A 23,126-nucleotide genomic window follows, 5' to 3' on the forward strand; every position below is an offset into this window, starting at 1 on the left:
TCCTGCGGCGGTGCGCCCGCCGCCCCCTTCCGAGCCTGGACCCCGCGCGCCCCGGCCGCAACGCTGCTCCGCCGGGGGCGCCGTGACCTGGTGCGGAGGGGACGGGTTACGGTGTGCCTTTTCCAAGGGGGAGAAACAGCGATGTCGCAACACGCGGGGTGGGGACAGCACCACCCGGGACAGCCCGTACCGCCGTGGGGAGGATGGGCGCCGCGGCCGCCCCAGCCGGGCGTCATCCCGCTCGCGCCGCTCGGGACGGGCGATGTGATAGGCGGGGCCTTCAGGGCGTTCCGCAGTTACTGGAAGCCCCTGGTCGGCATCATCATGCTGGTCCAGGGCATCGGGTTCCTGCTGGTCGCCGTGGCCATCGGCATCACCGTCGCCGGGATCCGCCCCAGGTTCGCCGCGGTGTTCGACGTCCCGTCGGGCGAGCGCCCGGGGGGAGAGGACGTGGCGGCCCTGCTGCTGTATCTGGCGCCCGTCGTGGTGCTGTTGGTGCTCACCATGGTCCTGCTCGGCGGACTGATCACCTCGCTGGCCCCCGCGGTGATCCAGGAGGCGGTGCTCGGCCGCCCCGCGACCTTCGGGGCGATGTGGCGGCGCTGCTGGTCGCGGCTGCCGTCCGTGCTCGGGACCCTGCTGTGCACGGGGCTGCTCGCCGGCGGGCCGATGCTGGTCCTCTACGCCCTGTTCTTCTCGTGGCTGGTGACGTCCGGGGACCGGTGGGTCACGGCTCTGCCCGTCTTCATGATGATCGTGTTCCTGGTCGGGATGCCCGTGATGCTGTGGCTCACCGTCCGCTTCAGCCTGGCGCCCGCCGTCGCGGTGTGCGAGGGGCTGGGCCCGGTCGAGGCGATGCGGCGCTCCTCCCGTCTGGTCAGCGGCGGCTGGTGGCGTACGTTCGGCATCGCGGCGCTCGGAAACCTGCTGGGGGCGGCGGTCGGGTACGCCGTCCAGCTGCCGTTCGCCTTCCTCGGGATGTTCGCGCTCTTCCCCACCGTACTGGCGACGGGCGACGCGGCGGACCCGTCCACGCTGTTGTTCGGCATGGTCGTGTACGTGGCCTGCATACTGCTCGGCACGGCGGTCGGTGCGGTCTTCCAGCTCGGGTACCCGCAGCTGGTCCTGTCCCTGCTCTACGTCGACCAGCGCATCCGCAAGGAGAACCTCGCCGAGGCCCTGCTCGCCTCCGCCGCCGCGACGCCGCCGGCCGGTGCGTATCCCGCGGGTCCGCGATGAGTTCATGAGTTCATGAGGCCGCGCCGGGCCTAGCACATTCGACCCGGTCGGGTGCGAACCTCCGCGATGCCCGCCCGTGCCGGGGCCCGGCCTGACTACCGTGTGGGGACGGCCATGCCGCCCGGCGGCCGGGAAGGAGCGGGCCTGATGGGCACCGTGGTGGTGGGGTTCCGGCTCGGCTGGGACGCGAAGGGCCGGCAGGCCACGGTGGTGCTCACCCGGGCGGGCGTCCTGCACCACAGCATGGGCCTCCTCGGCCTGGCGGTGCGGCCCGCCCGGCCGCACGCCCCGGCGGCCCGGGACCCGCACCCGGTCCCGCGCCAGGCGGCGACCCTGCGCAGGCTGTACGCCGACCTGCTCCACCAGGGCTACACCCGGGAGCTGATCCCCCCGGCCTGCGTCCGCCTCGACACCGACGAACACCCCCTCCACCCGCGCCCGTGGGGCGAGCACGCGCCGCCGGCCCACCCGGGGCTGATCGCCGAGTTCACCGGCGCGGCCCCCTCGGGCCGGGGTCGCTCGAGGACGCCCTGGCCGAGTTCTACACGGCGATCGGCCTGACCACCCGCCCGAAGACCCCCGCCCCCCGCCCGGAGACCGCCGTTGCGGTACCCCCGCCCGGCGTCCCTCCGGCGGTCCGTGAAGGCCTGCGCAGCCTGGCCGAGGGCCGCCCGCTGGCGTCCCGCCCCGGACGCGGCGCCGGCTGGACCATCACGGGCACGGCCGTGCGCCTGCGCGTGGGCCGGACCGGTGAAGACCTCACCCCCGGCGAAGTGGCCGAACTCCAGGCCGCCCTGACGGCCTGGCTCCGCCACCAGCGCCGCCCCGGGGCGGGTTCCGCGGCGCGGTGAATGCGGGTCCGGGCCGCGGGTAGGCGCGCACCCGCAAGGGGTCGGAACCAGGCTCGGGACAAGGGCGGTGAGGGCGTTGGAGCTGCGGGCGGTCGGCTGGGCGCATGCGTTCCCGGTGGCGAACGGGGCCCGTGCGGCCCGGGTGTGGACGGCCGGGCACCTGGAGTCCCTCGACTGGGCCCGGGACGACCCCGACACGGTGCACTCCGTCCTGCTCGCCGTGTCCGAGCTGGTGACCAACGCCCATGTGCACGCCGCGAGCACCGCGCACCTGGTCCTCACCTGGGACGGCCGCTGTCTGCACGTCAGCGTGGCGGACGCCGACCCGCACCTGCCGCGGCCCCGGGAGGCCGGCGAACGGGCCACGTCCGGGCGGGGCCTGGGCATCGTCGCCGCGCTCGCCGACACCTGGGACGTCCACCCGGGCGAGCACCGCAAGACGGTCACCGCGTGCTTCAGGCCGCCCGGCGGACGGGCGCGGCAGGGCGGCCCGCCGTGAGACGGGCCGCCCGGGGCGCCGGCGGAGGGGCGGGGCTCAGTCGTCGCGCAGCAGCTCTTCGCGCAGGGCGCCCAGGGTGCGGGTGAGCAGGCGGGAGACGTGCATCTGGGACATGCCGATCTCCTCGCCGATCTGCCGCTGCGTCATCTCCTGCCCGAAGCGCAGCTCCAGGATGCGCGTGGTGCGTTCGTCCAGCTCGGACAGGAGCGGCGCCAGGGAGTGCAGGTCCTCGACCGTCTCCAGTGCGTGGTCGGTGTCGCCCAGCGTCTCGGCGAGGGTGTGCGGGGACCGGGCGGCCGAGGGTGCCGGCTCGTCGGCGGTGCCCGCGGGGGCGTCGAGGGACTGGGCGGAGTAGCCGTTCGCCGCGACCAGGCCCTGGCGGACCTCTTCCTCGTCGAGGTCCAGGTGCTCGGCGAGTTCGGCGGGAGTGGGTGCGCGGCCCGTCGCGGCGGTCAGGTCCTCGGTGGACCTGGCCAGCTGCGTCCGCAGCTCCTGGAGCCGGCGCGGGACCCGTACGGCCCATGTGGTGTCGCGGAAGTGGCGTTTGATCTCGCCGGTGATGTACGGCAGGGCGAGGGTGGAGAACTGGGTGTTGCGGTCGAGCTCGTAGCGGTCGATGGCCTTGATCAGGCCGATGGTGCCGACCTGCACGATGTCCTCGTTCTCCGGGCCGCCTGGGCGGTCGCGGAACGGGCGGGCGGCGAAGTTCACCAGTGAGATGTTCATCTCGATCAGGGTGTTGCGGACGTACTGGTACTCGGGGCTGCCCTCGTCGAGGCTGCGCAGCCGTTCGAAGAACACCCGCGTCAGCTGACGGGCCTCGCCAGGATCCACCTCCCGGGGGCAGGGGACGTCCGGCAGGCCGTCGGGCACGGGGGTGTCCGCGGCGGCAGGTGCGGCCGTGGGAGCTGCGGCGGCTTCGGCAGCAGTGGCCGGTGTCGTCACCTCGGCAGTAGCCGTAAAGGTCATCGTCTGCGCTCCTTGGGCACGGGTGCTTGCGGTGCGTTCTCGGTCGTTCCGGTCAAGCGGAAGTCGGATTCCGCTCACCCTGAACCCTGCCCGCTGAAGCGGACACACGTCAAGGGATACCGGAAATTCATTTCTGGATTTGCCTTTCCTTCGTGGTCCCCCAAGAATGGCCGGGTGGAGAACGAGTACATGGGACCCCGCCGGAACCGCTGGACCTTCCTGACCAACCACGCCAGGGTCCTGATCGCCATCGCGCGCGACCCGGGCGTCCGCCTGCGCGACATCGCCGCCGTCTGCGGACTCACCGAACGCACCGTGCAGGCGATCGTGACGGACCTCCAGGCGGACGGGTACCTCACCCGCACCCGCGACGGCCGGCGCAACCGCTACGTCATCGCCCCCGGCGCGCGCTTCCGCCACCCGGCGGAGGCCGACCACGAGATCGCCGGCCTGCTCGCCTACCTCGCCGCCCCGCTGCCCGCCCCGGCGCTCCCGGCCCCCGCGGCGGCGGCCGTCGAAGCCCCCGCCGGCGCGGAACCCCACGCGACGGCGTGACCCCCGGGCGGGCGGCCGGACCCGGCCGCCCGCCCGCTACCCCGTCAGGCACCCTCGCCGAGCACGCCGCGGATCAGCCGCCGCTGGTCCTCGGAGAGATAGGGGTCCTGGAGGTCGACCGCCCGGCCGTCGACGGTGATCCGGTAGTGGTAGCCGTCAGGTGCGGGCGCGACGGCCCGGTGCGCCAGCTCCTCCCACTGCGGGGCGTCCCGGCGGCCCGAGGTGTCGAGCTCGCGCTCCTCCTCGCCCCCGGCGAAGCCCCCGGAGCGGGTCACGGTGATCAGCATGGTCCCTTCCTTCCTGGTCCGGCAGCACGCCGCCACGGGACCCGACCGGTCCCGCGCGGCGCGGGCGGTGCACAGCCCGCCACACCCCGCGGCTGCCCCCGAACGCCCCCATCTCCCGGCGGACCGGCCCGGAACACCCCGAATCGGCCGGAAAGCGCCGTCCGGTGGCCGACGGGCATGCACCACCGCCCGGGCGCACCGGGCGCACCGGGCGCACCGGGCACCCGTCCCGGCCGGGCCGGCCGTCGGTTTGCGGGGGGAGCGGCAGGGCACGCGCGGACCCATCGCGTACCTTCCGCCCCCGACACCTCCGAGGAGTCATGAACGGCGTTCTGAGACTGCTGACCGTCCTGGGCGGCTCCGTCCTGATCACCTTCGCGGCCGGCCGCCTCGCCGACCTGCTGCTCAGGCGCGCGGACGCCCGCCACCCCGAGACCCCCCTGTGGAGCCTGCTGCGCCGCTGCGTCCTGCCCCTGCGGCTCCTGCTGCTGGCCGCCCTGCTGCGCGGCTCGTACCGGCAGATCGCATGGGAGCCCCTGCGGACGCACGAGGCCGCCGTGGGCAGGACCCTGTCGCTGGTGACGATCGGCGCGGGGGCCTGGTGCGTCGTGCTCGTCACCTCGGCGGTGGTGGAGTCCTCGTACGCCCGCTACGCCGCCGGCACCCGCGACCCGTCGCGGCTGCGCCGCGTCCGCACCCAGGTGACCCTCATCATGAGGATCGTCACCGCCCTCGTCGCACTGGTCGCGGCGGCCGCGATGCTGCTCACCTTCCCCGACTTCCGGGCCGTCGGCACCTCGGTGCTGGCCTCCGCGGGCATCATCGGCATCGTCGCCGGTGTCGCCGCCCAGTCCACCCTCGGCAACCTCTTCGCCGGGTTCCAGATTGCCTTCGGCGACCTGGTGCGCATCGGCGACACCGTCGTCGTCGACGGGGAGTGGGGCGTGGTCGAGGAGGTCACCCTCACCTTCCTCGCCGTACGCACCTGGGACGAGCGCCGCATCACCATGCCCGTCTCCTACTTCACCGGCAAACCGTTCGAGAACTGGTCCCGCGGCGGGATCCAGATGACCGGCACCGTGTTCCTGCACTGCGACCACAGCGCCCCCGTGCCGCTGATCCGCGAACGGCTCAAGGAGATCCTCGACGGCTGCGAGGCCTGGGACGGACGCGGCTGGAACCTCGCGGTCACCGACACCACCCCCACCACCGTCGTCCTGCGGGCCATCGTCACCGCCAAGGACCCCGACGACCTGTGGACCGCCCGCTGCACGGTGCGCGAGCAACTCGTCGCCTGGATCGCCGAGAAGCACCCGTACGCCCTCCCGCGCGTCTCCACCTCCCCGGCCGTCCCCGCCCCGCAGGATCAGGCGGATTCCGCGCGGACGGAGGGGTTTCGCGCGCCGCGATGAGGCCAGACGAGGGGAAGGCGGACCCGGGAGGGCCGACGGACGCCACGGCGCACGCGGCGATCCGGTCCACCCCCCTCCCCCCGATCCACCCGATCCACCCGAATCCAGCCATCCGCCCCATCCACCCCGTCATGCGGGAAAGGAGTAGACCCATGTCGAACGTGTCACGGCTGCCGGGCCGAGCGGAGCACCACTGGGCATGGCAGGAACGCGCCGCCTGCCGCGACCTCGGACCGGACAGGTTCTTCCACCCGGCGGGGGAGCGCGGCGAGGACCGCGCCGAACGCGACGAGGCGGCCAGGGAGATATGCGCCCTGTGCCCGGTGCAGGTGGAGTGCCTGCGCCACGCCCTGCGGGTGCAGGAGCCCTACGGCGTGTGGGGCGGCCTGACCGAGGAGGAGCGCCGCCCGCTGTACGCCGGGGCGGCGGGGGCCAGGTAGGCGCGGTACCCGGGCTGCCCAGGCGGTTCGGGCAGCCGGTGCGGGGCCCAGTGGCGGGCCCACGCCGGCGGCCGCAGCCGCCCGGGCAGCAGCAGCGCCGTCGGCCTGGTGCCGGACAGGGCGACGAGTTCCCGGGCGGTGACGCTGCCGTCGTGGCCCCCGTACACCTGCCGGGCCGCGCATCCGGTGGCGTACGCGGCGCGCACCGCCTCCGTGCCGCTGAGCACGCACGGCGGGCGCACGCCCAGCCGGCGCAGCTCCGCCGCGACCGCCGAGAACGCCACCCGGTCGGCGCGACTGCGGTCAGCCGCGGCATCGGCGATCCCGGCCTGCAGGACCAGATGGGCCACCAGGGCGGCGCACAGGGCGCCCAGGGCGAGCGGCCGGCCCCGGCCCAGGGCGAACAGCCGTGACAGGCCCAGGGCGACGGGCACGGCGAGCAGCGCGTAGGCGGGCAGCAGGAAGCGCGGAGCCGCGTAGCCGACCATCAGCAGGTACGGCACGGCCAGGGACACCGCGACGCCGGTGGCCAGGGCGGCCGGCGCCCACCGGCCGCCGCGCCGGGCGGCGACGAGCCCGCCCGCGGTCAGCGGCGGCAGGGCGAACCACCACAGGGCCGTGACGGGCCGGGTCGACGGCACGTCGCACGGCCGGCACAGCGTCCGCCCGTCGAGGGAGCGCAACTGGTCGGTGAAGGCGGGGTTCCAGCCCAGACCGCCCTGGATCTCGCTCGCCCTCCGCAGCCGCGGCAGCAGCCCGCCGTAGTGCAGCTGCGCCTCGACGGCCCACTGCGCCCCGCCCGCGACGAGCCCGCCGAGCAGGACCGCCACGAGCAGGGCCCGCCGCCGGGGCGCGAGGGCCGGTGTCACGCAGAGCAGGGGCAGCACCAGCCACACCGCGTCACCCGGCCGCATGAGCGCCGTGAACGCGACCCCCGCGACGATCCCGGCCGGCGCGAGGCGGTCCGCCGGATCGCGGGCCGCCCGGAGGAAGCAGCCGACGGTGAACAGCGCCCCGAAGGCCACCCACAGGTTGGGCATGGCCTGCGGACCGTAGAACAGGGTCGTCCACAACCCGGCGAACAGCCCGCCCGCCAGGGCGAGCACGCGAACGGGAAGCAGCGGCCGCCACACCCACAGCGAGAGCAGCAGCCCGCCCGCCGCCAGTACCGCCAGCCAGACCCGCAGCACCGGCACGGAGGAGGTGACCGCGGCGACGGGGGCCACCAGCCAGGTGATCCCGCGGGCGCGAGGGGCGCTGAAGAAGGCGGCCGGCGCCCGGCCGGACACCTGGCTGACGTACACCGTCTCGTCCCATCCCAGCCCGGTGCCCGGCACGACCAGCAGGAGCTGGCAGAGGGCGTACCCGGCGGCGACCGCCCCCAGCAGGCGCAGGTCCCGGAGCACGGCGGAGAGGGGAGCGGGCGGCTCGGCGAGGGTGCGGCGGGGCATCGGCGGACCACCCTCCGGGGCCAAGGGGCGTGGGCCACCACCCTGCCCGGCCCGGACCGGCCCCGCCATCCGGCGCGGCAGCCGGCCGAATCGGCTGAATCGGCTGAATCGGCTGAATCGGCTGAACCGGCTGAACCGGCCGGAGGCGGCCGTACCGCCTGGAGGCGGCCGTACCGCCTGGAGGCGGCCGTACCGCCTGGAGGCGGCCGTACCGCCTGGAGGCGGCCGTACCGCCTGGAGGCGGCGAGGCGGCGAGGCGGCCGTGACGGTCAGGGCTCGGAGGCGTTCCAGTAGGCCCGGCCCGGTTCCGGGCGCCGGGGAGCGAACAGCTGAGAGACCGTCACGGGCGTCAGGCCGCGCCTGCGCAGCCCGTCGATGACGGCCGGGACGGCGGGCACCGTCCCGGGGTAGACGTCGTGCAGCAGGATGATCCCGTCGCGCTGCGCGCCCTGGAGCACCCGGTCGGCGATCACCCGGGGGTCGTGGTCGCGGTAGTCCTTCGCGGTCACGCTCCACAGGATCTCCGCGAGCCCGAGGGAGCGGCAGACCTCGGCCACCCGCGCGTCGGTCAGGCCCCGGGGCGGACGCATCAGGGTGGGGGTCCGGCCGGTGAGTTCCCTGACCCGGTCCTGGACGAGGACCAGCTCGCGGCGGATCCCCTGCGGCGAGGCCGAGGGCAGCAGGGCGTGCGTCCAGGTGTGGTTGCCCAGTTCGTGCCCCTCGACGGCCTCCCTCCGGACGAGTCCGGGACGGGCCTCGATGTTCTTGCCGAGCAGGAAGAACGTCGCGTGGACGTCCTTTTCCCGCAGCACGTCCAGCAGCTTCGCCGTGTCCGGCCCCGGCCCCGCGTCGAAGGTCAGGGCGACGCACGCGGTCCTGCGGCAGTCGACGGGCGCCGGCCGGGCGGGAACCGGTGGCCCCGTCGTGCCCACGGGGGAGCGGGGCGCCGGCTCGGCGGCCCGGGGGACCGGGGCGGGCGGCGCGCCCCCGCAGGCCCCCATCAGCAGGGCCGCGGCCAGACCGGTCAACGACCGTACGAGCCGTCCGGGACGGCGGGCTCCGCCACGGGAACCACGACGGGATTCGCTACGGGCTTCGCTGCGGGAACCACTACGGGAATCGCTCACTGCCCATCCGTACCCGCCCCGTACGGCCCCCGCTGGACGCCGTACGGGGGACGTCCGCCGCGTGATCACGGCCGCCGACGGGGAAGAGGCGAAAGTATGCCCGACCTCGCACGGCCCTTCCGTCCCCTCCGCCGCCTCCCGCGCCGCCTGGCCGCCAGACGGCGGGACCCCGTGGTGGTGCAGAGCGTACGGTCCACCGGGGCCGCGGTCCTCTCGTACGTGGTTGCACTGCGGCTCAGCAACGAGCCCGCGCCGCTGACGGCCCCGCTCACCGCCCTGCTCGTCGTCCAGGTCACCCTGTACTCCACGCTCACCACCGGGGTGCGCCGCGTGAACTCGGTCGTGGCCGGGGTGCTGGTGGCGATCGGGTTCAGCGTGCTCGTCGGACTCACCTGGTGGAGCCTCGGGCTGGTCATCCTGGCCTCGCTGGTCGTCGGGCACCTGGTCAGGGTGGACGAGTTCATCCCCGAGGTGGCGATCAGCGCGATGCTCGTCCTCGGAGTCACCCGGGTGGCCGACACGGCCTGGGACCGGGTGCTGGAGACCCTGATCGGCGCGGTGGTCGGACTGGCCTTCAACCTCCTGTTCGCCCCGCCCGTCTGGGTGGAGCCCGCCAGCCGGGCGATCGACGACCTCGCCGCCCGCATGGCCGCGCTGATGAACGGCATGGCCGACGAACTCACCGGGCGCACCACCGTCGCCGAGGCCGCGACCCGGCTGCACGAGGCCCGCCGGCTCGACAACGACATCGCCGGGGTGGACGCCGCGCTGCGCCAGGCGGAGGACAGCCTGCGCATGAACCCCCGCGTACGGGAGGGGCTGATGTTCCGGCTGGTCCTGCGCACGGGCCTGGACACGCTGGAGATCTGCGCGGTCGTGCTGCGCGTCTCGGCCCGGGCGCTCACCGACCTGGCGAAGGCCCGCACGGACGAGCCGCTGTTCTCCCCGCCGGTGACCCGCGCCCTGCAGGACCTGTTCGGGCACATGGCGCTCGCCGTCCACAGCTTCTCCCGGCTGATCACCGCCCAGGTCACCGCCAATGCCGAGGAGCAGGAGGACCGGCTCGCCCGCGAACTGCGCATGGCGCGCGAGGCCCGCGACCTGCTGGCCGGCCTGCTGCTGGAGCAGCTGCGCACCGCACCGGGGCAGTGGCAGCTGCACGGCGCCCTGCTCGCCGACGTCGACCGGGTGCTGGACGAACTCGACGTGGACAAGCGCTCCCAGCGCCTCATGGAGGAACTGGACCGCCACTCCCGCCTCCGCCGCGAGGGCGGCACCCGGGTGCACCGCGCCCTGCGCCGGGCACGCGGGGTCAGCGGTCCTTGAGGAGCGCGCAGGCGAAGTCCTCCTGGACCGGGCGCAGCCGGGGAAGTTGGCGGTGTGGCCGTAGAGGATGCCGCACCGGGTCGTGTACTGGGAGATCGCCAGCCCGGCGGCGTTGTTGCCGGGTCCCGCGGGTTCGCAGGAGTCGCCGGGGCGGAAGGCCAGCTGGTCCTTGCGGGTCTTCTCCGGCAGCAGGGCGGGGCCGCCGTACGCCCGGATGAAGGCGGCCAGTTCCCGGGGGGTGGAGACCATGCCGCCGGAGGCCCACACTCCCGAGGCGCTGATGGCCTCGCTGACGTCCTCGGGTTGGGCGGGCGCAGCCGGCCGGCGGCGCGCAGGGCCGGGAGCCGGTCGGCAGACACGGGCTTCCCCGCGCCGGGCGTGTCGCGCCCCCGTCCGGATCCGGAAGGCAGGGCTCGGGAAAGCGGGTCCGGCGGCCCCGCCGACGCCGGCCGGGCGGGTGGGCGCGGTCCGTGGCAGAGCAGGCCGAACCCCCGGGACCACCCCCGGCAGGGCGGCGTCACGCGCGCTCCCGGGCGGTTCCCCGGCCGTGATGTGCCGCCCGAGCCCGCGCAGGACCGCGCGGTGCGTGCCGGCGGCGGTCCCGGCGAGGAGCGCCGGCGGCGGGGGAGGGGCGGAGCCCGAGGCGTCCGCGGGGTGCGGCGGGTGCCCGGTCAGGGCCGCCGCCAGGGAGGCCGCTCGCGGCGCCCCATCGGCGAACCGGGCGCCACAGCGGCCGGAGCGGCCCGGTGCCCCGGGGGTCGGGGGCTACGAGAGCGGTACCCCGGCGCGCAGGAACCAGAGCCCGCCCAGCCGGCCGTCCTTGTCGAACGTGACGCGGAACTCACCGGGCTGCTTCGCCATCCGCAGGGGCACGCTCACCACCGTCCCGGCCCCCACCACGGTCTGGCGGGGCTCCCCGTGCGACAGGTAGCGCCCGAACTCGAGCTGGTAGGCGTCCCAGGACTTGCGCAGCGCCTCCGGGGACACCTGCCCGCGCAGCGCCGTGTCGAACCGGGCCCAGACGGCGTCGAAGTCCCCGCGCACCACCTCGTCGAGGGTGTCGAGGGCCGGCTGGGTGAAGGAGTCGCGGGCGGGCACCGTCATCTCCGGGGCGGACGCGACGGGGCGCGCCGGCGCCACCGCCGCGGCGGAGCCGTCCGCGACGACGCACAACGCCGCCGCGGCGGCCACGGCGGCGACCCCGCTCCGGACGGACACGATCCTGCGACGGGTCACGGCCATGGCCTGCTCCTTCCGCAGTACGGCGAGGGCGGCGGGAGCGCCGCGGCGCGCGGCCCTCCGCCACCCTTTCAGGCTAGGACGCCCCCGAACCGCCCGCACGCCGGCCCGGGACCGCCCGCGCACCGGCCCCGAACCGCCCGCGCATCGGCCCGGGACCGCCTGCGCATCGGTCCCGAACTGCCCGCGCATCGGCCCGGGACCGCCTGCGCATTGGCCCGGAACCGGCCGCGCATCGGCCGGGGACTGCCTGCGCATTGGCCCCGAACTGCCCGCGCATCGGCCCGGGGATCGTGCGCGCATCGCCCCCGAACTGCCCGCGCATTGCCCCCGAACCGCCCGCGCACCGGCCCCGACCGCCCGCGCATCGGTCCCGAACTGCCCGCGCATCGGCCGGGGACTGCCTGCGCATTGGCCCCGAACTGCCCGCGCATCGGCCGGGGACCGTCCGCGCACCGGCCCCGAACCGCCCGCGCATCGCCCCCGAACCGCCCGCGCACCGGCCCCGGACCGCCCGGGCGTCGTGCCGGGACCCCGGCCCGGGAGGTGGCGACGCCCCTCACGTGCCGCGCAGTTGCAGCAGGTACGCCGCCGTGCGGGCGACGGTGGGGTCCTCGTCCCGGGACAGGTCCGACAGGCCCCGCGCCGCCGCCCCTCCCGGGATGCCGGCGAGGGCCTGCACCAGCCGAAGCCGGGCGGGCGCTGCGGCCGGGCCGTGACCGAGGCGGTCGAGGAGCCCGGCGGCGATCCGGTCCGCCGACGCCGGATCACCGGCCAGCGCGCCCAACGCATCGGCGGCGTCCACGTCGTTCGCCCCCTCGACGACCATGTCGGTGAGCGCCGGGACGGCCCGCGCCACCCCCCGTAGCCCCAGTGCCAGGGCCGCGGCCCGGCGCACCCCGGCGTCGCCGTCCTTCAGCCCCTCCTCCAGCAGCGCGGTCGCCTCCGGGACGGGGAGCTCCGCGAGGGCCCGTACGGCGCGTCCCCTCACCTCCGCCGCCGCCGACCGCAGACCCTCCGCGAGCGGCCCGACCGCGGCGCCGCCGGCCCGGGCCAGCGCCCACCGCAGGGCGCCGGCGACATTCGGCTCCGTCTCGCCCAACGCCGCCTCGGCCAGGGCCTCCACCGGCGCCGGGCCCCCGTCGGCCGCGCCCAGGGCGGCCCGCTGGCGCTCCCCGGCGCTGGGCGACCGGAGGGCCTGCAGGAGCGCGACGGCCCGCAGCACCTCGTCCCAGCCGGCGGGCTCCGCCGCACCGATCCGCTCGAGGCGCGTCAGCAGCCGGGTCTCGGCCGCGATCCGCTCGCGCAGCTGCCCGGCCAGGTCGTCGATGAGCCCGGCGGGAGTGAAACCCGGATCGTCCAGCGCCCGCGCGACGTCGCGCAGCCCGAGGCCCAGCGACCGCAGGCTCTCGATGTGGAAGATCCGCCGGACGTCCTCGCCGGAGTACTCCCGGTAGCCCGCGCCGGAACGGCCGGCCGGCCGCAGCAGGCCAAGTGACTCGTAGTGCCGGAGCATCCGGGCGCTGACCCCCGACCGCCGTGCCACCTCACCGATCAGCACTGCCCGTCCACTCCCTCCGGCCGTCCCCGCCCTACCCTCCGACCATGATCCGCCTCGCCTCCTCGACGGCCCACTCGAACCCCGCGTCGGGGTCGCGCACCAGCCGCTGCGTGGCGAGCGCGTGCTCCCGCACCCGGGGGGCGGGGTCCGCCTCCGCGGCACGCAGCACGGGCATCCCCTCCTCGCCCAGGGCGACGAACGCCCGGCTGAGGCTCAACCGCGTCTCGCGCCCGCCCCGCCCCAGCTGCGTCGCCAGCACGGCGGCCAGGTCCCCGCCCCCGCCGTCCGGGACGAGCACGACCGCCGCCCGCCAGGCGCTGCGCGCCACCGCGTCGTCTGCGTCGGTCAGCAGCGCCCGGGTGAGCGCCGGCCACGCCCGCCGGTCCCCGATCTTGGACAGCGTGTGCAGGGCCTGGCTGCGCGCCTGGGCGCACTCCGCGTCCAGCTCCGCCACGAGCTTCGGGACCGTCACCGCGGCCGGCTGGCGGACCAGCGCCCACGTCAGCATGTCCCGCACGAAGAACTCGGGTTCGACCGCGCACCGTGCGACGAGCGCGTCGGCGCAGCGGGGATCCGCGGCCGTCCCCACCTCCAGCGCCGCCCGCAGCCGCACCGACGCACTGCCGTGCGCCAGTCCCTCCAGGGCCCGTACCAGCCCCGCTTCCGTCTCCTGCGTGATCACCGGGACCACCTCCTCGACGGACAGCCAAGACCTTGCCACCGTGTCAAGGTCAAGCCCGGCCGCGCGGATCCCCCCGGAGCCGGGAGCTGCGGGGGGAGGAGGAGGCCTCAGCAGCCGCCGCAGTTGTAGTAGAGGACGTCCCAGTGGTTGCCCTCGTCCGCGTAGACGTTGCCCGAGCCCGACTGCCACTGGGGAGCGCCGTCGCCGCGCAGGCCGATGTAGGCGAAGGTGCCCTTGATGTAGTTGGTGAGGCAGGTGGCCTTGGCGTAGTCGAGCTTGTAGCCGTTCCAGTGGGAGTACGTGCCGCTCGCGTGGCCGGTCTCGGTGCCGCCGGTGATGTTGAGCGCGCAGCCGCTGGCGCCCTTGAGGGTCTGGGCGCCCTGGGCGGTGGCGAGGTTGAGCTGCTCGAAGGAGGTACAGGCCGGGTTGGAGCGGTCCGAGCAGTTGCCCGAGGAGGACCAGGTGATCCCGGCCTGGCGGAACATCGAGGTCGCCGTCGCATGGGTGATCTTGGTCGCGGCCTGGGCCTGGGACGCGCCGGTCAGAACTCCGAAGCCGGGTGCGAAGAGCACGCCGAGGACGAGGAAGAGAGCGGTGAGGACGGATCGGGTCTTCACTTCGTGAGCCTCCTGCTGGGGTGACCGTGAGAGGTGGGGCCGGGTCCGTGCGGGTGGGGCACCGCGATGGTGCCCGACGTGTCCTTCCGCGCGCCAGAGGGCGTCCGTGCCGCGGCCTCCGGACCGGCCCGCGGCCTCCGGACCGGCCCGCGGCCTCCGGACCGGCCCGCGGCCTCCGGACCGGCCCGCGGCCGCCACGCGGCCCGGGTCCGGGCCCGTCCGGGTCCCGTCGCGGTGAATCCTTTTCCCGGTACGACTGATCCACCCGCACGGGTGGACGTCCCCCGCGGCCCGGTCCCGGACCCTGACGGCCCCTCTATAAACGGGATGATCTTCCCCCGTTGCCTCCACTGATGGGTCGTCACACCATGCTGAACGCCGCCCTGCGGGTGCTCGCCGCCACCTTCGTCCTCTCCGCCGCCGCCCTGACACCGCCCGCCGCGGCCGCCCCGGCGGCCGGCGAGGACTCCAGCGCCCCCTGCGGCCCGGTCGTCGAATACCGGGCCTGGGACTGGTGGCGGACCACGACGAACCCGGGGATCGCCCCGACGGTGGCGTCCACGGCGGCCGGGGAGCGCTGGCAGTGGCGGGATGACGTCAACACCCTGTGGCGCGGCGACACCAGGGAGAACGTCGAGGACATCTTCCGGACCGGCTTCACCCCGCGCGGCGACCAGCTCATCCCCCTCGCCGAGTACATCGTCAAGGGAGGCGGCCAGCTCAGCGCGCACCTCAGCACCAGCTGTGACCCGTCGGTGGCCAAGCGGTTCGCGACGTACGGCACGGAGAAGGCCGGCTGGGTGTACGAGATCTACGCTCCCGGCGGCATCGACGTGAACGCGACGGCCCGGGTGAACGGCTACCAGTCGCCGTACCTGTGGAACAAGGAGATCGACTTCCCGGGCGGTGTGCAGGGCAAGTTCATCAAGGGGGCCTGCAAGTACCGTCTGACGGGTACGGACCCGGTCACCAACGACAAGACCTGGGAGCGGCTGGGCTGCAAGGACAACACCGGCTTCGCCCCCTACAAGAGCGACCGGGCCGCCTACGCCCTCACGCACTGACCCCCGGCCGCGTCCCACGGCCCGCCGGGCCGCCCGGCGGGCGCGGGGCGCCCGCCGGCAGCACGGTCCCGTCCGGGCCGGACGTCAGCCGTTCAGGTTGCGCATGTACTCCGGGGAGTAGCGGTCGCCGGAGGCGACGCCCCGGGGGGCCACGGCCTCGATCGCGGCGATGTCCTCCTCGGTGATCGTCACCGTGGTGGCGGCGACGTTCTCCTCCAGGTAGCGGCGCCGCTTGGTGCCCGGGATCGGCACCGCGCCCCGGTGCAGCACCCACGCGAGGGCCAGCTGGGACGGGGTGACCGACTTCGCCTCCGCGAGGCGGCGGACGGCGTCGACGACGGCGAGGTTGCGGGAGAAGTTCTCGCCCTGGAAGCGGGGGTCGGTGCGGCGGAAGTCGTCCTCGGCGAAGTCGTCGGGGCTGGTGATGGCGCCGGAGAGGAAGCCGCGCCCCAGCGGGGAGTAGGCGACCAGGCCGATGCCGAGCTCGTCGAGGGCGGCCTGTACGCCGTTGTCCTCCAGGCCCCGCTCGAACAGCGAGTACTCGGTCTGGACCGCCGTCAGGGGGTGGACGGCGTGCGCGCGCCGGATGGTGGCCGCGGCGGCCTCGCTGATGCCGAGGTAGCGGACCTTGCCCGCGGTCACCAGCTCCGCCATGGCGCCGATGCTCTCCTCGACCGGCACGTCGGGGTCGATGCGGTGCAGGTAGTACAGGTCGATGTAGTCGGTGCCCAGGTGGCGCAGCGAGCGTTCGGCGGCGCGGTGGATGTAGGCGCGGCGGCCGTTGTGGCCGTGGACGGTGCCGTTGTCGTCGATCTCGATACCGGTCTTGGTGGCGATGACCACCTGGTCGCGGCGGCCGGCGACGGCCTTGCCGACCAGCTGCTCGTTGACGAAGGGACCGTATGCCTCGGCGGTGTCGAGGAGGGTGACGCCCAGCTCGAGGGCCCGGTCGATGGTGGCCAGCGATTCGGCCTCGTCGGTGGCGCCGTAGAAGGCGCTCATGCCCATGCAGCCGAGGCCTTCGGCGCCGACGTGCAGACCCTGGGAGCCGAGTGCGCGCAGTTCCATGCTGTTCTCCTGGAGGAGGGGAAGGGAAATAACTAACTGGTTACCTACACGATGCACGAGCCCGGGCCGTCATGTCAATAACCAGATAGTTACTTGCTAGCCTGGGCGGCATGGCACGTGATTCCAGCGCAACGAAGGCCCGCATCCTCGCGGCGGCCTTCGACGAGTTCGCCGAGTACGGTATCGCCGGCGCCCGGGTCGACCGCATCGCCGACACGGCCGGGGCGAACAAGCGGATGATCTACGTGTACTACGGCAACAAGGAACAGCTCTTCGACCAGGTTCTCCTCCAGGCCGTGGAGCAGGGCGCGGAATCCGTCCCCTTCGACGCCGAGGACCTCCCCCGCTACGCGGGTGCGATCTTCGACCACCTCACGGCCGACCCGCGGCTGATGCGGCTGCTGATGTGGAAGCGGCTCGAACGCCCGCAGGCCACCGCCCCGGAAGCGGAGTCCTACGCCCGCAAGACCGCCTCACTGGCCGCGGCCCAGCGCGGGGGCCACGTCGACCCCGCGCACGATCCGGCCGACCTGCTCACCCTGGTCCTCGGCCTGGCCCAGGCCTGGTACACCACGGCCGGCGGCGACCCGGACACCGCACGCCACCGCGCCGGCCACCGCGCGGCCGTGGTCGACGCGGTGGCCCGGCTGGTCGAGGTCCGCGACCCCGCCTGAGACGGACACGCACCCGCAGGTCTGGACGGACGTCACGCTCCGCGCGGTACGGGACGAGGACCCGGCGGTCTTCCACGCCGACACGAGCGCTCCCGAGGCCGCACGCGGGGGCGGAGACCGACGAGGTGGTCCTCACCCTCCCCGGCTGAGGACCCCGCCTCGTGCGCCGAGCTCAATGACGGGCCCGCGCGGGGGGTGCCCGGCGGGCCCGGTACGCGGGCGGCGCGGCCGGCCGGGCGGGGGGCCGGCAACCGCTGAGAGGCGTGCGCAGGGTGCGCGGGGTTTGCGGCCCGCCGGAGCGGGTCGCGACCGGGCCGGCCCGCCATGTGGGCGGAGAGCACCCGGGCCGGCTCCTCGGCGTTCCCGGCCTGGGCGACCGGTACGTCGCGGACCGTCGATGCCGCGCACCAGGTCCCGGCCTCGGGCCGGCGCGCCCGCACGGCACGGCGCAGCCTCGTCGTCACCGGGCTTCGACCGGCCTGAAGGTCGACCTCCGCCGTCACGCGGGTGTGGCCGCTGCAGGGAGCCGGCGGGCGCGGGCCGCCGGCACGAGCCCCAGCGCGCAGCCGACGAGCAGGCCCACGCCGTGGTTGTTGGCGAGCAGGCACAGCACGAGGCCCGCCGCGGGGACGGCGAGCGCCGCCCACCGCAGGGCGACGGCGCTGCCGCGCACCGCGTACCAGGCGGCGAGTGTGCCGACCAGGCCGCAGATCGCCACCGAATCGCCGCCTCCCCGGGGGCTCCAGCCGGCCATGCTCACCGCCTGGGCGGTGACACCGCTCACCGCGAGGACCAGCACGGTCCGCCAGGCCCCGAACCGCCGCTCGGCCACCGGAGCGACGACCGCGAGCGCGGCCAGGTTGACCAGGAGCTGGAACCATCCGGACGACTGCACCAGCAGGGCGGTGCCCGCCCGCCACCACGCGCCGTGGGGCTGCCGCGCCAGCGCGTCGACGGTGCCGGGGACGGTCGTCTGGACCACGCCGAGCACCACCATCACGGCCAACAGCACCACCGCGACCCGGGGGACCGGCCGCCGCCAGGCCCGCAGCAGGGCCACCGGAGGAGGGACCTGGGCGGGGCCGCCCTCCGCGGCGAGCGCGGCCAGGAGCTGCAGGCCGGGCACGACGACGGCCGCGGCGCACCCGTAGAGCACAACACTGTGCATGTTCATGATCGAAGCCTGTCAGACCCCACCCCTTGCGGGTCCCGCGGGAGCCGACATGCCCATGGCAGGCTGGCGCGCATGTCCGCAACCCCCGAGCCCGAGCCCGTCCGGGCCACCCTCCAGCTGTCGGGCCGGCCCCTGTCCTACCTCGACTCCGGCGGCCCCGGCCCGCTCCTCCTCGCCCTGCACGGGCACTTCGGCGAAGCCCGTACGTTCGCCCCGCTGGCCCGGCAACTGGCCCCCGACTGGCGGGTCGTGGCCCTCGACCAGCGCGGCCACGGCCACTCCGGGCGACCGCCGGACTTTTCCCGCGAGGGATACGTCGAGGACGCCGCAGCCGTGCTGCACCACCTCGGCGGCCCCGGCCCGGCGGTCGTCCTCGGCCATTCCCTGGGCGGCGTCAACGCCTACCACCTCGCCGCCCGCCATCCCCGGCTGGTCCGTGCCCTGGTCATCGAGGACATCGGCGCCGAAGTCGACGGCGACCTGTCGTTCTGCCTCACCTGGCCGCACCGCGCCCCCACCCGGCCGGCGCTGCTGGAGGCCCTGGGCGCATCGGCCCCCCACCTGACGGACGCGGTCCGCGAGTACGGGGACGGCTGGGGCCTCGCCTTCCGTCCGCAGGACATGGCGGCCTCCCAGCGCGCCCTCAACGGCGACCACTGGCGGGCCTGGCTCGGCAGCGACTGCCCGGCCCTGCTGCTCCGCGGCACCCGCAGCGGCGTCCTGTCGGCCCGCCACGCCCGGGCCATGGCGGCCGCGCGCCCGCACACGCGGCTCGTCGAACTCCCCACCGGGCACAGCGTCCACGCCACCGACCCCGAAGGGTTCGCCGAGGCCGTCCGGACCTTCCTCGACGCTCTGCCCCCGCATCCGCATATTCGTTTGCCGCGGGCACGCCGCGCCGGATAGGAAGCTCGCATGCTGACAGGCGACAAGGTCGGGCTCAGGGCCCGCTTCGACGAGGACATCCCGCTCCTGCGGACCGAGCTCTACGACGACGTGGTCAACTCCTCGCGCTCCGAGGCCGGGCCGTGGCGGCCGGTGACCCCCGGAACGCAGGACCCGCGGCTCGTGGTCGACGAGAAGCAGGAGCGGAGCGTCTCGTTCTCCGTGGTGGAGCTGGACGGCGGCACGCTCATCGGCTCCGCCACGCTGTGGGGCATCGACAACCACAACCGCAACGCCCACATCGGGCTGGGCCTGTTCCCGGCCGCTCGCGGCAAGGGGTACGGCACCGACGTGGTAGCGGTCCTGTGCCACTACGGGTTCACCGTCCGCGGCTTCCAGCGGCTGCAGATCGAAACCCTCGCGGACAACGCCGCCATGCTGCGCTCCGCCGAGCGCAACGGCTTCGTCCGCGAGGGCGTACTGCGCAACTCGGCCTGGGTGATGGGCGAGTTCCTGGACCAGGTGCTCCTCGGGCTCCTCGTCCAGGACTGGAAGCAGGCCCCGGCGCGCTAGGTGTACTGCCCTGTGAGGTTGGGGACGCGGCTGGCGGGTGGTTTGCCTGCGAGTGCGGTGTGTCCGCGGTGGTGATTGTAGGTGTGGAGCCAGCCAGGGAAGGCGTCGCGTCGTTCCTGCTCTGAGTGGTAGGGGCGGGCGTAGGCCCACTCCTCGAGCAGGGTCCGGTTGAGGCGTTCGACCTTGCCGTTGGTCTGGGGCCGGTAGGGCCGGGTTCGCTTGTGGGCGATTCCGGCCGCTGTCAGGGCGTCGCGCCAGTCGCGGGAGCGGTAGCAGGCGCCGTTGTCGGTCAGGACCCGTTCGACGGTGATGCCCACGCCGGCGAAGTAGGCCTGGGCCCGGGCCCAGAAGGCGGTGGCGGTCTCCTTCTTCTCGTCGGCGTGGATCTCGCTGTAAGCGAGGCGGGAGTGGTCGTCGACGGCGGTGTGGATGTAGCTGTAGCCGGCGCTGGAGCGGTTCTTGCGGCCGGCCTGGCGGCCGAGGGTCTTGTGGCCGCCGCCGTCGGGGATGTTGCCGAGCTTCTTGATGTCCACGTGGACCAGCTCGCCCGGACGGTCGCGTTCGTAGCGGCGTATGACGGCGCCGGTGGCGCGGTCCAGGTGCGTGAGACGGGCCAGGCCGAACCGGGTCAGGATCCGGTGCACCGTCGAGGGCACCAGGTTGAGCAGGTGGGCGATGCGGGCGGGCCCCCACCGGCGGGCGAGGCGGACCTTGATGATCCGCCGCTCGATGCGGGTCGGGGTCCGGCGTGGGCTGGTGTGCGGGCGCGAGGACCGGTCGGTCATTCCGGCCTCACCCCCGGCCCGGTAGCGGGCCGCCCACCGCTGGGCGGTGGTGGGCGAGACCTGGAATCGCTCGGCCGCCCGGCGCAGCGGCCAGCCGTCCTCGACCACGCAGCGGGCCAGGCGAAGGCGTCCGGTCTCGGTCAGGGGTGCATTACGGTGGGGCATGAGGGCCTTCTGCTGGTCGGTGTAGACGTCGCAATCCACACCGAACCCGGAAGGCCCTCACCCGTTCAAGATCCCTCAGCCGAGACCTGCGTCACCCGTCCACAACCTCCCAGGGCAATACAGCTAGGGCCTGCCCCCGGCCGGCCCTGCCCCCGGCCGGGCGGCTCGGCTCAGGCCAGGTCGAACCGGTCGAGGTTCATGACCTTGTCCCACGCGGCCACGAAGTCCCGCACGAACTTCTCCCGCGCGTCCTCACACGCGTACACCTCCGCCAGCGCCCGCAGCTGGGAGTTGGAGCCGAAGACGAGGTCGACGGCCGTGGCGGTCCACTTGACCTCACCCGTGGACCGGTCCCGACCCTCGAACTCGCCCTCCACCGTGGCGGAAGCCTTCCATTCCGTCCCCATGTCCAGCAGGTTGACGAAGAAGTCGGGGGTCAGCGTCCCGGGCCGGTCCGTGAACACACCGTGCGGGGACCGCCTGAAGTTGGCGTCCAGGGCGCGCATCCCGCCGAGCAGCACCGTCATCTCCGGAGCCGTCAGCGTCAGCATCGAGGCCCGGTCCAGCAGCAGCGTCTCGGCCTCCGGCTTCTCCCCGGCCCGGCAGTAGTTGCGGAACCCGTCCGCGCTCGGCTCCAGTACCGCGAACGACTCCACGTCCGTCTGCTCCTGCGAGGCGTCCGTGCGCCCGGGCGCGAACGGCACCTTGACGTCGTGCCCGGCGTCCCGCGCCGCCCGCTCGACGGCCGCGCACCCGCCCAGGACGATCAGGTCGGCGAGCGAAACCCTCGTGCGGCCCGATCGCGAGCCGTTGAACTCCTCCCGGACCTGTTCGAGGGCGTCCAGCACCCGCGACAGCTCCGGGGTGTCGTTGACCTCCCAGCCCCGCTGCGGAGCCAGCCGGATCCGTGCCCCGTTGGCCCCGCCGCGCTTGTCGGTGCCGCGGAAGCTCGCCGCCGACGCCCAGGCCGTGGAGACCAGTTCGGAGACGGACGGGCCCGACGCGAGGATCGTCTCCTTGAGCGCGGCGACCTCCTCGTCCGTGACCAGGTCGTGGTCGGCCTGCGGCACCGGGTCCTGCCACAGCTGCGGCTCCGGGACCCAGGGGCCGAGGTAGCGCGTGACCGGTCCCATGTCGCGGTGCAGCAGCTTGTACCAGGCCTTGGCGAAGGCGTCGGCCAGCTCCTCGGGATGCTCCCGGAACCGGCGTGAGATCGGCCCGTACACCGGGTCCAGCTTCAGCGCGAGGTCGGTCGTGAGCATCATGGGGGCGTGCCGCTTCGCGGGGTCGTGCGCGTCGGGCACGGTGCCCTCGGCCGCCGGATCCTTCGGCTTCCACTGGTGCGCCCCGGCCGGGCTGGTGGTCAGCTCCCAGTCGTACCCGAACAGGTTGTCCAGGTAGCCGTTGTCCCACCGCGTCGGCTCGGTCGTCCACGCGCCCTCGAGGCCGCTGGTCAGCGTGTGCACGCCGCTGCCGGTGCCGAAGGTGTTCCGCCAGCCGAGGCCCTGCTGCTCCAGCGGGGCCGCCTCGGGCTCCGGGCCGACGTACTCGGCGGTGACCGCACCGTGGCACTTGCCGAACGTGTGGCCGCCGACGATCAGCGCGACCGTTTCCGTGTCGTCCATCGCCATACGGCCGAACGTCTCACGGATGTCCCGGGCGGCGGCCAGCGGATCCGGGTTTCCGTTGGGCCCTTCCGGATTCACGTAGATCAGGCCCATCTGCACTGCGCCGAAAGGGCCCGTGAGCTCTCTGTCACCGCTGTATCGCTCGTCTCCGAGCCAGGTGTCCTCCGGCCCCCAGAAAATCTCCTCGGGCTCCCAGATGTCCTCCCGGCCGAAGCCGAATCCGAACGTCTTGAAGCCCATTGATTCCAGGGCGCAGTTACCCGCGAACACGAGAAGGTCCGCCCAGGAGATCTTCCGTCCGTACTTCTGCTTGACCGGCCACAGAAGGCGCCGCGCCTTGTCGAGGCTCGCATTGTCCGGCCAGCTGTTCAAAGGGGCGAACCGCTGGGCGCCGGCACCCCCGCCGCCCCGGCCGTCGGCGATCCGGTACGTGCCCGCCGCATGCCAGCTCATCCGGATGAACAGCGGCCCGTAGTGGCCGTAGTCGGCGGGCCACCAGTCCTGGGAGGTGGTCATCACCTCGAACACGTCCCGTTTCAGCGCGTCGACGTCGAGGGTGGCGAACTCCGCCGCGTAGTCGAAGTCCTCGCCCATCGGACTGGCCAGGGGGGAATTCTGATGGAGAACCTGGAGGTCCAGCTGATTCGGCCACCAGTCCCGGTTCGTGTGGGGCCGGGTCGCCGTGGGGGAGGGTGAGGGGATTACCGGGTTCTCGCTCTCGCTACCGGACACGTCCGTCCTTCTTTCCTGTCGCTGTCGGGAGTCGGATGTTCGAGCCGTATCGGCGTCCGTCATGGTCGCGCACCGCGGGCTCCAGAGCCACGAGAACACGCATGGCATTCCCGTGCACTACGG

The 23,126-nt window shown here is 74.3% G+C and carries 24 protein-coding genes; 12 read left to right on the forward strand and 12 right to left on the reverse strand.

Annotated features, from left to right (window positions below; translation table 11 throughout):
- Positions 1 to 141: 141 nt before the first annotated feature.
- From B4U46_RS32375 to B4U46_RS32385, 4 genes are all read left to right on the forward strand, one after another.
- Positions 142 to 1,239, forward strand: a complete 1,098-nt coding sequence (locus B4U46_RS32375) for a hypothetical protein (RefSeq protein ID WP_123995189.1) — start codon at positions 142 to 144, stop codon at positions 1,237 to 1,239.
- Positions 1,240 to 1,386: 147 nt separating this feature from the next.
- Complete coding sequence (locus B4U46_RS32380; protein ID WP_079431152.1) at positions 1,387 to 1,800, forward strand: hypothetical protein; 414 nt, start codon at positions 1,387 to 1,389, stop codon at positions 1,798 to 1,800.
- A gap of 164 nt (positions 1,801 to 1,964) precedes the next feature.
- Positions 1,965 to 2,090, forward strand: a complete 126-nt coding sequence (locus B4U46_RS39945) for a hypothetical protein (RefSeq protein WP_257790371.1) — start codon at positions 1,965 to 1,967, stop codon at positions 2,088 to 2,090.
- A gap of 67 nt (positions 2,091 to 2,157) precedes the next feature.
- Complete coding sequence (locus B4U46_RS32385; protein WP_237293207.1) at positions 2,158 to 2,589, forward strand: ATP-binding protein; 432 nt, start codon at positions 2,158 to 2,160, stop codon at positions 2,587 to 2,589.
- A 36-nt stretch (positions 2,590 to 2,625) separates the two neighbouring features.
- On the opposite strand, the gene B4U46_RS32390 is transcribed toward B4U46_RS32385, so the two are convergent.
- Positions 2,626 to 3,558 (reverse strand): SigB/SigF/SigG family RNA polymerase sigma factor, encoded by a 933-nt coding sequence (locus tag B4U46_RS32390; protein ID WP_079431153.1) that lies wholly within the window; start codon positions 3,556 to 3,558, stop codon positions 2,626 to 2,628.
- A gap of 189 nt (positions 3,559 to 3,747) precedes the next feature.
- Between B4U46_RS32390 and B4U46_RS32395 the strand changes: the two genes are divergently transcribed.
- Positions 3,748 to 4,113: a helix-turn-helix transcriptional regulator gene (locus B4U46_RS32395; RefSeq protein WP_079432141.1), complete on the forward strand. Its 366-nt coding sequence runs from the start codon at positions 3,748 to 3,750 to the stop codon at positions 4,111 to 4,113.
- A gap of 44 nt (positions 4,114 to 4,157) precedes the next feature.
- Here B4U46_RS32395 and B4U46_RS32400 read toward each other — a convergent pair whose 3' ends face one another.
- On the reverse strand, positions 4,158 to 4,400 hold the full coding sequence (locus B4U46_RS32400) for a protealysin inhibitor emfourin (protein ID WP_079431154.1): 243 nt from the start codon (positions 4,398 to 4,400) through the stop codon (positions 4,158 to 4,160).
- A gap of 320 nt (positions 4,401 to 4,720) precedes the next feature.
- Between B4U46_RS32400 and B4U46_RS32405 the strand changes: the two genes are divergently transcribed.
- Both B4U46_RS32405 and B4U46_RS32410 read left to right on the forward strand, forming a co-directional pair.
- Complete coding sequence (locus tag B4U46_RS32405) at positions 4,721 to 5,812, forward strand: mechanosensitive ion channel family protein (RefSeq protein WP_079431155.1); 1,092 nt, start codon at positions 4,721 to 4,723, stop codon at positions 5,810 to 5,812.
- Between the two features lie 152 nt (positions 5,813 to 5,964).
- Positions 5,965 to 6,252, forward strand: coding sequence for a WhiB family transcriptional regulator (locus tag B4U46_RS32410; RefSeq protein ID WP_045947434.1), 288 nt, complete (start codon positions 5,965 to 5,967; stop codon positions 6,250 to 6,252).
- On the opposite strand, the gene B4U46_RS32415 is transcribed toward B4U46_RS32410, so the two are convergent.
- Entirely contained in the window at positions 6,180 to 7,703 is a 1,524-nt protein-coding gene (locus B4U46_RS32415) for a hypothetical protein (protein WP_237293208.1), read from the reverse strand. The genes B4U46_RS32410 and B4U46_RS32415 overlap by 73 nt on opposite strands.
- A gap of 269 nt (positions 7,704 to 7,972) precedes the next feature.
- Entirely contained in the window at positions 7,973 to 8,731 is a 759-nt protein-coding gene (locus tag B4U46_RS32420) for a polysaccharide deacetylase family protein (protein ID WP_311736906.1), read from the reverse strand.
- A gap of 195 nt (positions 8,732 to 8,926) precedes the next feature.
- On the opposite strand from B4U46_RS32420, the gene B4U46_RS32425 reads away from it, so the two are divergent.
- Positions 8,927 to 10,156, forward strand: a complete 1,230-nt coding sequence (locus B4U46_RS32425) for an FUSC family protein (RefSeq protein WP_079431156.1) — start codon at positions 8,927 to 8,929, stop codon at positions 10,154 to 10,156.
- A 765-nt stretch (positions 10,157 to 10,921) separates the two neighbouring features.
- Here the strand turns inward: B4U46_RS32425 and B4U46_RS37690 are convergent.
- From B4U46_RS37690 to B4U46_RS32445, 4 genes are all read right to left on the reverse strand, one after another.
- Entirely contained in the window at positions 10,922 to 11,398 is a 477-nt protein-coding gene (locus B4U46_RS37690; RefSeq protein WP_079431157.1) for a DUF3887 domain-containing protein, read from the reverse strand.
- A 556-nt stretch (positions 11,399 to 11,954) separates the two neighbouring features.
- Entirely contained in the window at positions 11,955 to 12,956 is a 1,002-nt protein-coding gene (locus tag B4U46_RS32435; RefSeq protein WP_079431158.1) for a HEAT repeat domain-containing protein, read from the reverse strand.
- A gap of 31 nt (positions 12,957 to 12,987) precedes the next feature.
- Complete coding sequence (locus tag B4U46_RS32440) at positions 12,988 to 13,662, reverse strand: HEAT repeat domain-containing protein (protein WP_079432144.1); 675 nt, start codon at positions 13,660 to 13,662, stop codon at positions 12,988 to 12,990.
- An 83-nt stretch (positions 13,663 to 13,745) separates the two neighbouring features.
- Positions 13,746 to 14,255, reverse strand: coding sequence for a hypothetical protein (locus tag B4U46_RS32445; RefSeq protein WP_079431159.1), 510 nt, complete (start codon positions 14,253 to 14,255; stop codon positions 13,746 to 13,748).
- 353 nt (positions 14,256 to 14,608) lie between these two features.
- Here B4U46_RS32445 and B4U46_RS32450 point away from each other — a divergent pair, with 353 nt between their 5' ends.
- Positions 14,609 to 15,319: a scabin-related ADP-ribosyltransferase gene (locus B4U46_RS32450; protein WP_079431160.1), complete on the forward strand. Its 711-nt coding sequence runs from the start codon at positions 14,609 to 14,611 to the stop codon at positions 15,317 to 15,319.
- Between the two features lie 84 nt (positions 15,320 to 15,403).
- Here the strand turns inward: B4U46_RS32450 and B4U46_RS32455 are convergent, their stop codons facing one another.
- Complete coding sequence (locus B4U46_RS32455) at positions 15,404 to 16,387, reverse strand: aldo/keto reductase (RefSeq protein WP_079431161.1); 984 nt, start codon at positions 16,385 to 16,387, stop codon at positions 15,404 to 15,406.
- Positions 16,388 to 16,497: 110 nt separating this feature from the next.
- Here B4U46_RS32455 and B4U46_RS32460 point away from each other — a divergent pair, with 110 nt between their 5' ends.
- Positions 16,498 to 17,061 (forward strand): TetR family transcriptional regulator, encoded by a 564-nt coding sequence (locus B4U46_RS32460; RefSeq protein WP_079431162.1) that lies wholly within the window; start codon positions 16,498 to 16,500, stop codon positions 17,059 to 17,061.
- A 499-nt stretch (positions 17,062 to 17,560) separates the two neighbouring features.
- On the opposite strand, the gene B4U46_RS32465 is transcribed toward B4U46_RS32460, so the two are convergent.
- Positions 17,561 to 18,229 carry a rhomboid family intramembrane serine protease gene (locus B4U46_RS32465; RefSeq protein WP_159402139.1) on the reverse strand — a complete coding sequence of 223 codons (669 nt, stop codon included), beginning with the start codon at positions 18,227 to 18,229 and terminating at the stop codon, positions 17,561 to 17,563.
- A 78-nt stretch (positions 18,230 to 18,307) separates the two neighbouring features.
- On the opposite strand from B4U46_RS32465, the gene B4U46_RS32470 reads away from it, so the two are divergent.
- Positions 18,308 to 19,141, forward strand: coding sequence for an alpha/beta fold hydrolase (locus B4U46_RS32470; protein ID WP_079431164.1), 834 nt, complete (start codon positions 18,308 to 18,310; stop codon positions 19,139 to 19,141).
- A 9-nt stretch (positions 19,142 to 19,150) separates the two neighbouring features.
- Entirely contained in the window at positions 19,151 to 19,693 is a 543-nt protein-coding gene (locus tag B4U46_RS32475; protein WP_079431165.1) for a GNAT family N-acetyltransferase, read from the forward strand.
- On the opposite strand, the gene B4U46_RS32480 is transcribed toward B4U46_RS32475, so the two are convergent.
- Together B4U46_RS32480 and katG are read right to left on the reverse strand one after the other, a co-directional pair.
- Positions 19,690 to 20,643 (reverse strand): IS481 family transposase, encoded by a 954-nt coding sequence (locus tag B4U46_RS32480; protein WP_079432145.1) that lies wholly within the window; start codon positions 20,641 to 20,643, stop codon positions 19,690 to 19,692. The two genes, B4U46_RS32475 and B4U46_RS32480, sit on opposite strands and share 4 nt — an antisense overlap.
- Positions 20,644 to 20,813: 170 nt before the next feature.
- Complete coding sequence (gene katG / locus B4U46_RS32485) at positions 20,814 to 23,003, reverse strand: catalase/peroxidase HPI (protein ID WP_079431166.1); 2,190 nt, start codon at positions 23,001 to 23,003, stop codon at positions 20,814 to 20,816.
- Positions 23,004 to 23,126 lie beyond the last annotated feature (123 nt).

It is taken from the genome of Streptomyces katrae, assembly GCF_002028425.1.
GTDB lineage: Bacteria > Actinomycetota > Actinomycetes > Streptomycetales > Streptomycetaceae > Streptomyces > Streptomyces katrae_A.

Coding starts and splice junctions, on each gene's coding strand:
- B4U46_RS32375 (WP_123995189.1), top strand. CDS start 142: ATGTCGCAACACGCGGGGTGGGGACAGCACCACCCGGGACAGCCCGTA.
- B4U46_RS32380 (WP_079431152.1), top strand. CDS start 1,387: ATGGGCACCGTGGTGGTGGGGTTCCGGCTCGGCTGGGACGCGAAGGGC.
- B4U46_RS32390 (WP_079431153.1), bottom strand. CDS start 3,558: ATGACCTTTACGGCTACTGCCGAGGTGACGACACCGGCCACTGCTGCC.
- B4U46_RS32395 (WP_079432141.1), top strand. CDS start 3,748: ATGGGACCCCGCCGGAACCGCTGGACCTTCCTGACCAACCACGCCAGG.
- B4U46_RS32400 (WP_079431154.1), bottom strand. CDS start 4,400: ATGCTGATCACCGTGACCCGCTCCGGGGGCTTCGCCGGGGGCGAGGAG.
- B4U46_RS32405 (WP_079431155.1), top strand. CDS start 4,721: ATGAACGGCGTTCTGAGACTGCTGACCGTCCTGGGCGGCTCCGTCCTG.
- B4U46_RS32410 (WP_045947434.1), top strand. CDS start 5,965: ATGTCGAACGTGTCACGGCTGCCGGGCCGAGCGGAGCACCACTGGGCA.
- B4U46_RS32415 (WP_237293208.1), bottom strand. CDS start 7,703: ATGCCCCGCCGCACCCTCGCCGAGCCGCCCGCTCCCCTCTCCGCCGTG.
- B4U46_RS32425 (WP_079431156.1), top strand. CDS start 8,927: ATGCCCGACCTCGCACGGCCCTTCCGTCCCCTCCGCCGCCTCCCGCGC.
- B4U46_RS37690 (WP_079431157.1), bottom strand. CDS start 11,398: ATGGCCGTGACCCGTCGCAGGATCGTGTCCGTCCGGAGCGGGGTCGCC.
- B4U46_RS32450 (WP_079431160.1), top strand. CDS start 14,609: ATGGGTCGTCACACCATGCTGAACGCCGCCCTGCGGGTGCTCGCCGCC.
- B4U46_RS32455 (WP_079431161.1), bottom strand. CDS start 16,387: ATGGAACTGCGCGCACTCGGCTCCCAGGGTCTGCACGTCGGCGCCGAA.
- B4U46_RS32460 (WP_079431162.1), top strand. CDS start 16,498: ATGGCACGTGATTCCAGCGCAACGAAGGCCCGCATCCTCGCGGCGGCC.
- B4U46_RS32465 (WP_159402139.1), bottom strand. CDS start 18,229: ATGCACAGTGTTGTGCTCTACGGGTGCGCCGCGGCCGTCGTCGTGCCC.
- B4U46_RS32470 (WP_079431164.1), top strand. CDS start 18,308: ATGTCCGCAACCCCCGAGCCCGAGCCCGTCCGGGCCACCCTCCAGCTG.
- B4U46_RS32475 (WP_079431165.1), top strand. CDS start 19,151: ATGCTGACAGGCGACAAGGTCGGGCTCAGGGCCCGCTTCGACGAGGAC.
- B4U46_RS32480 (WP_079432145.1), bottom strand. CDS start 20,643: ATGCCCCACCGTAATGCACCCCTGACCGAGACCGGACGCCTTCGCCTG.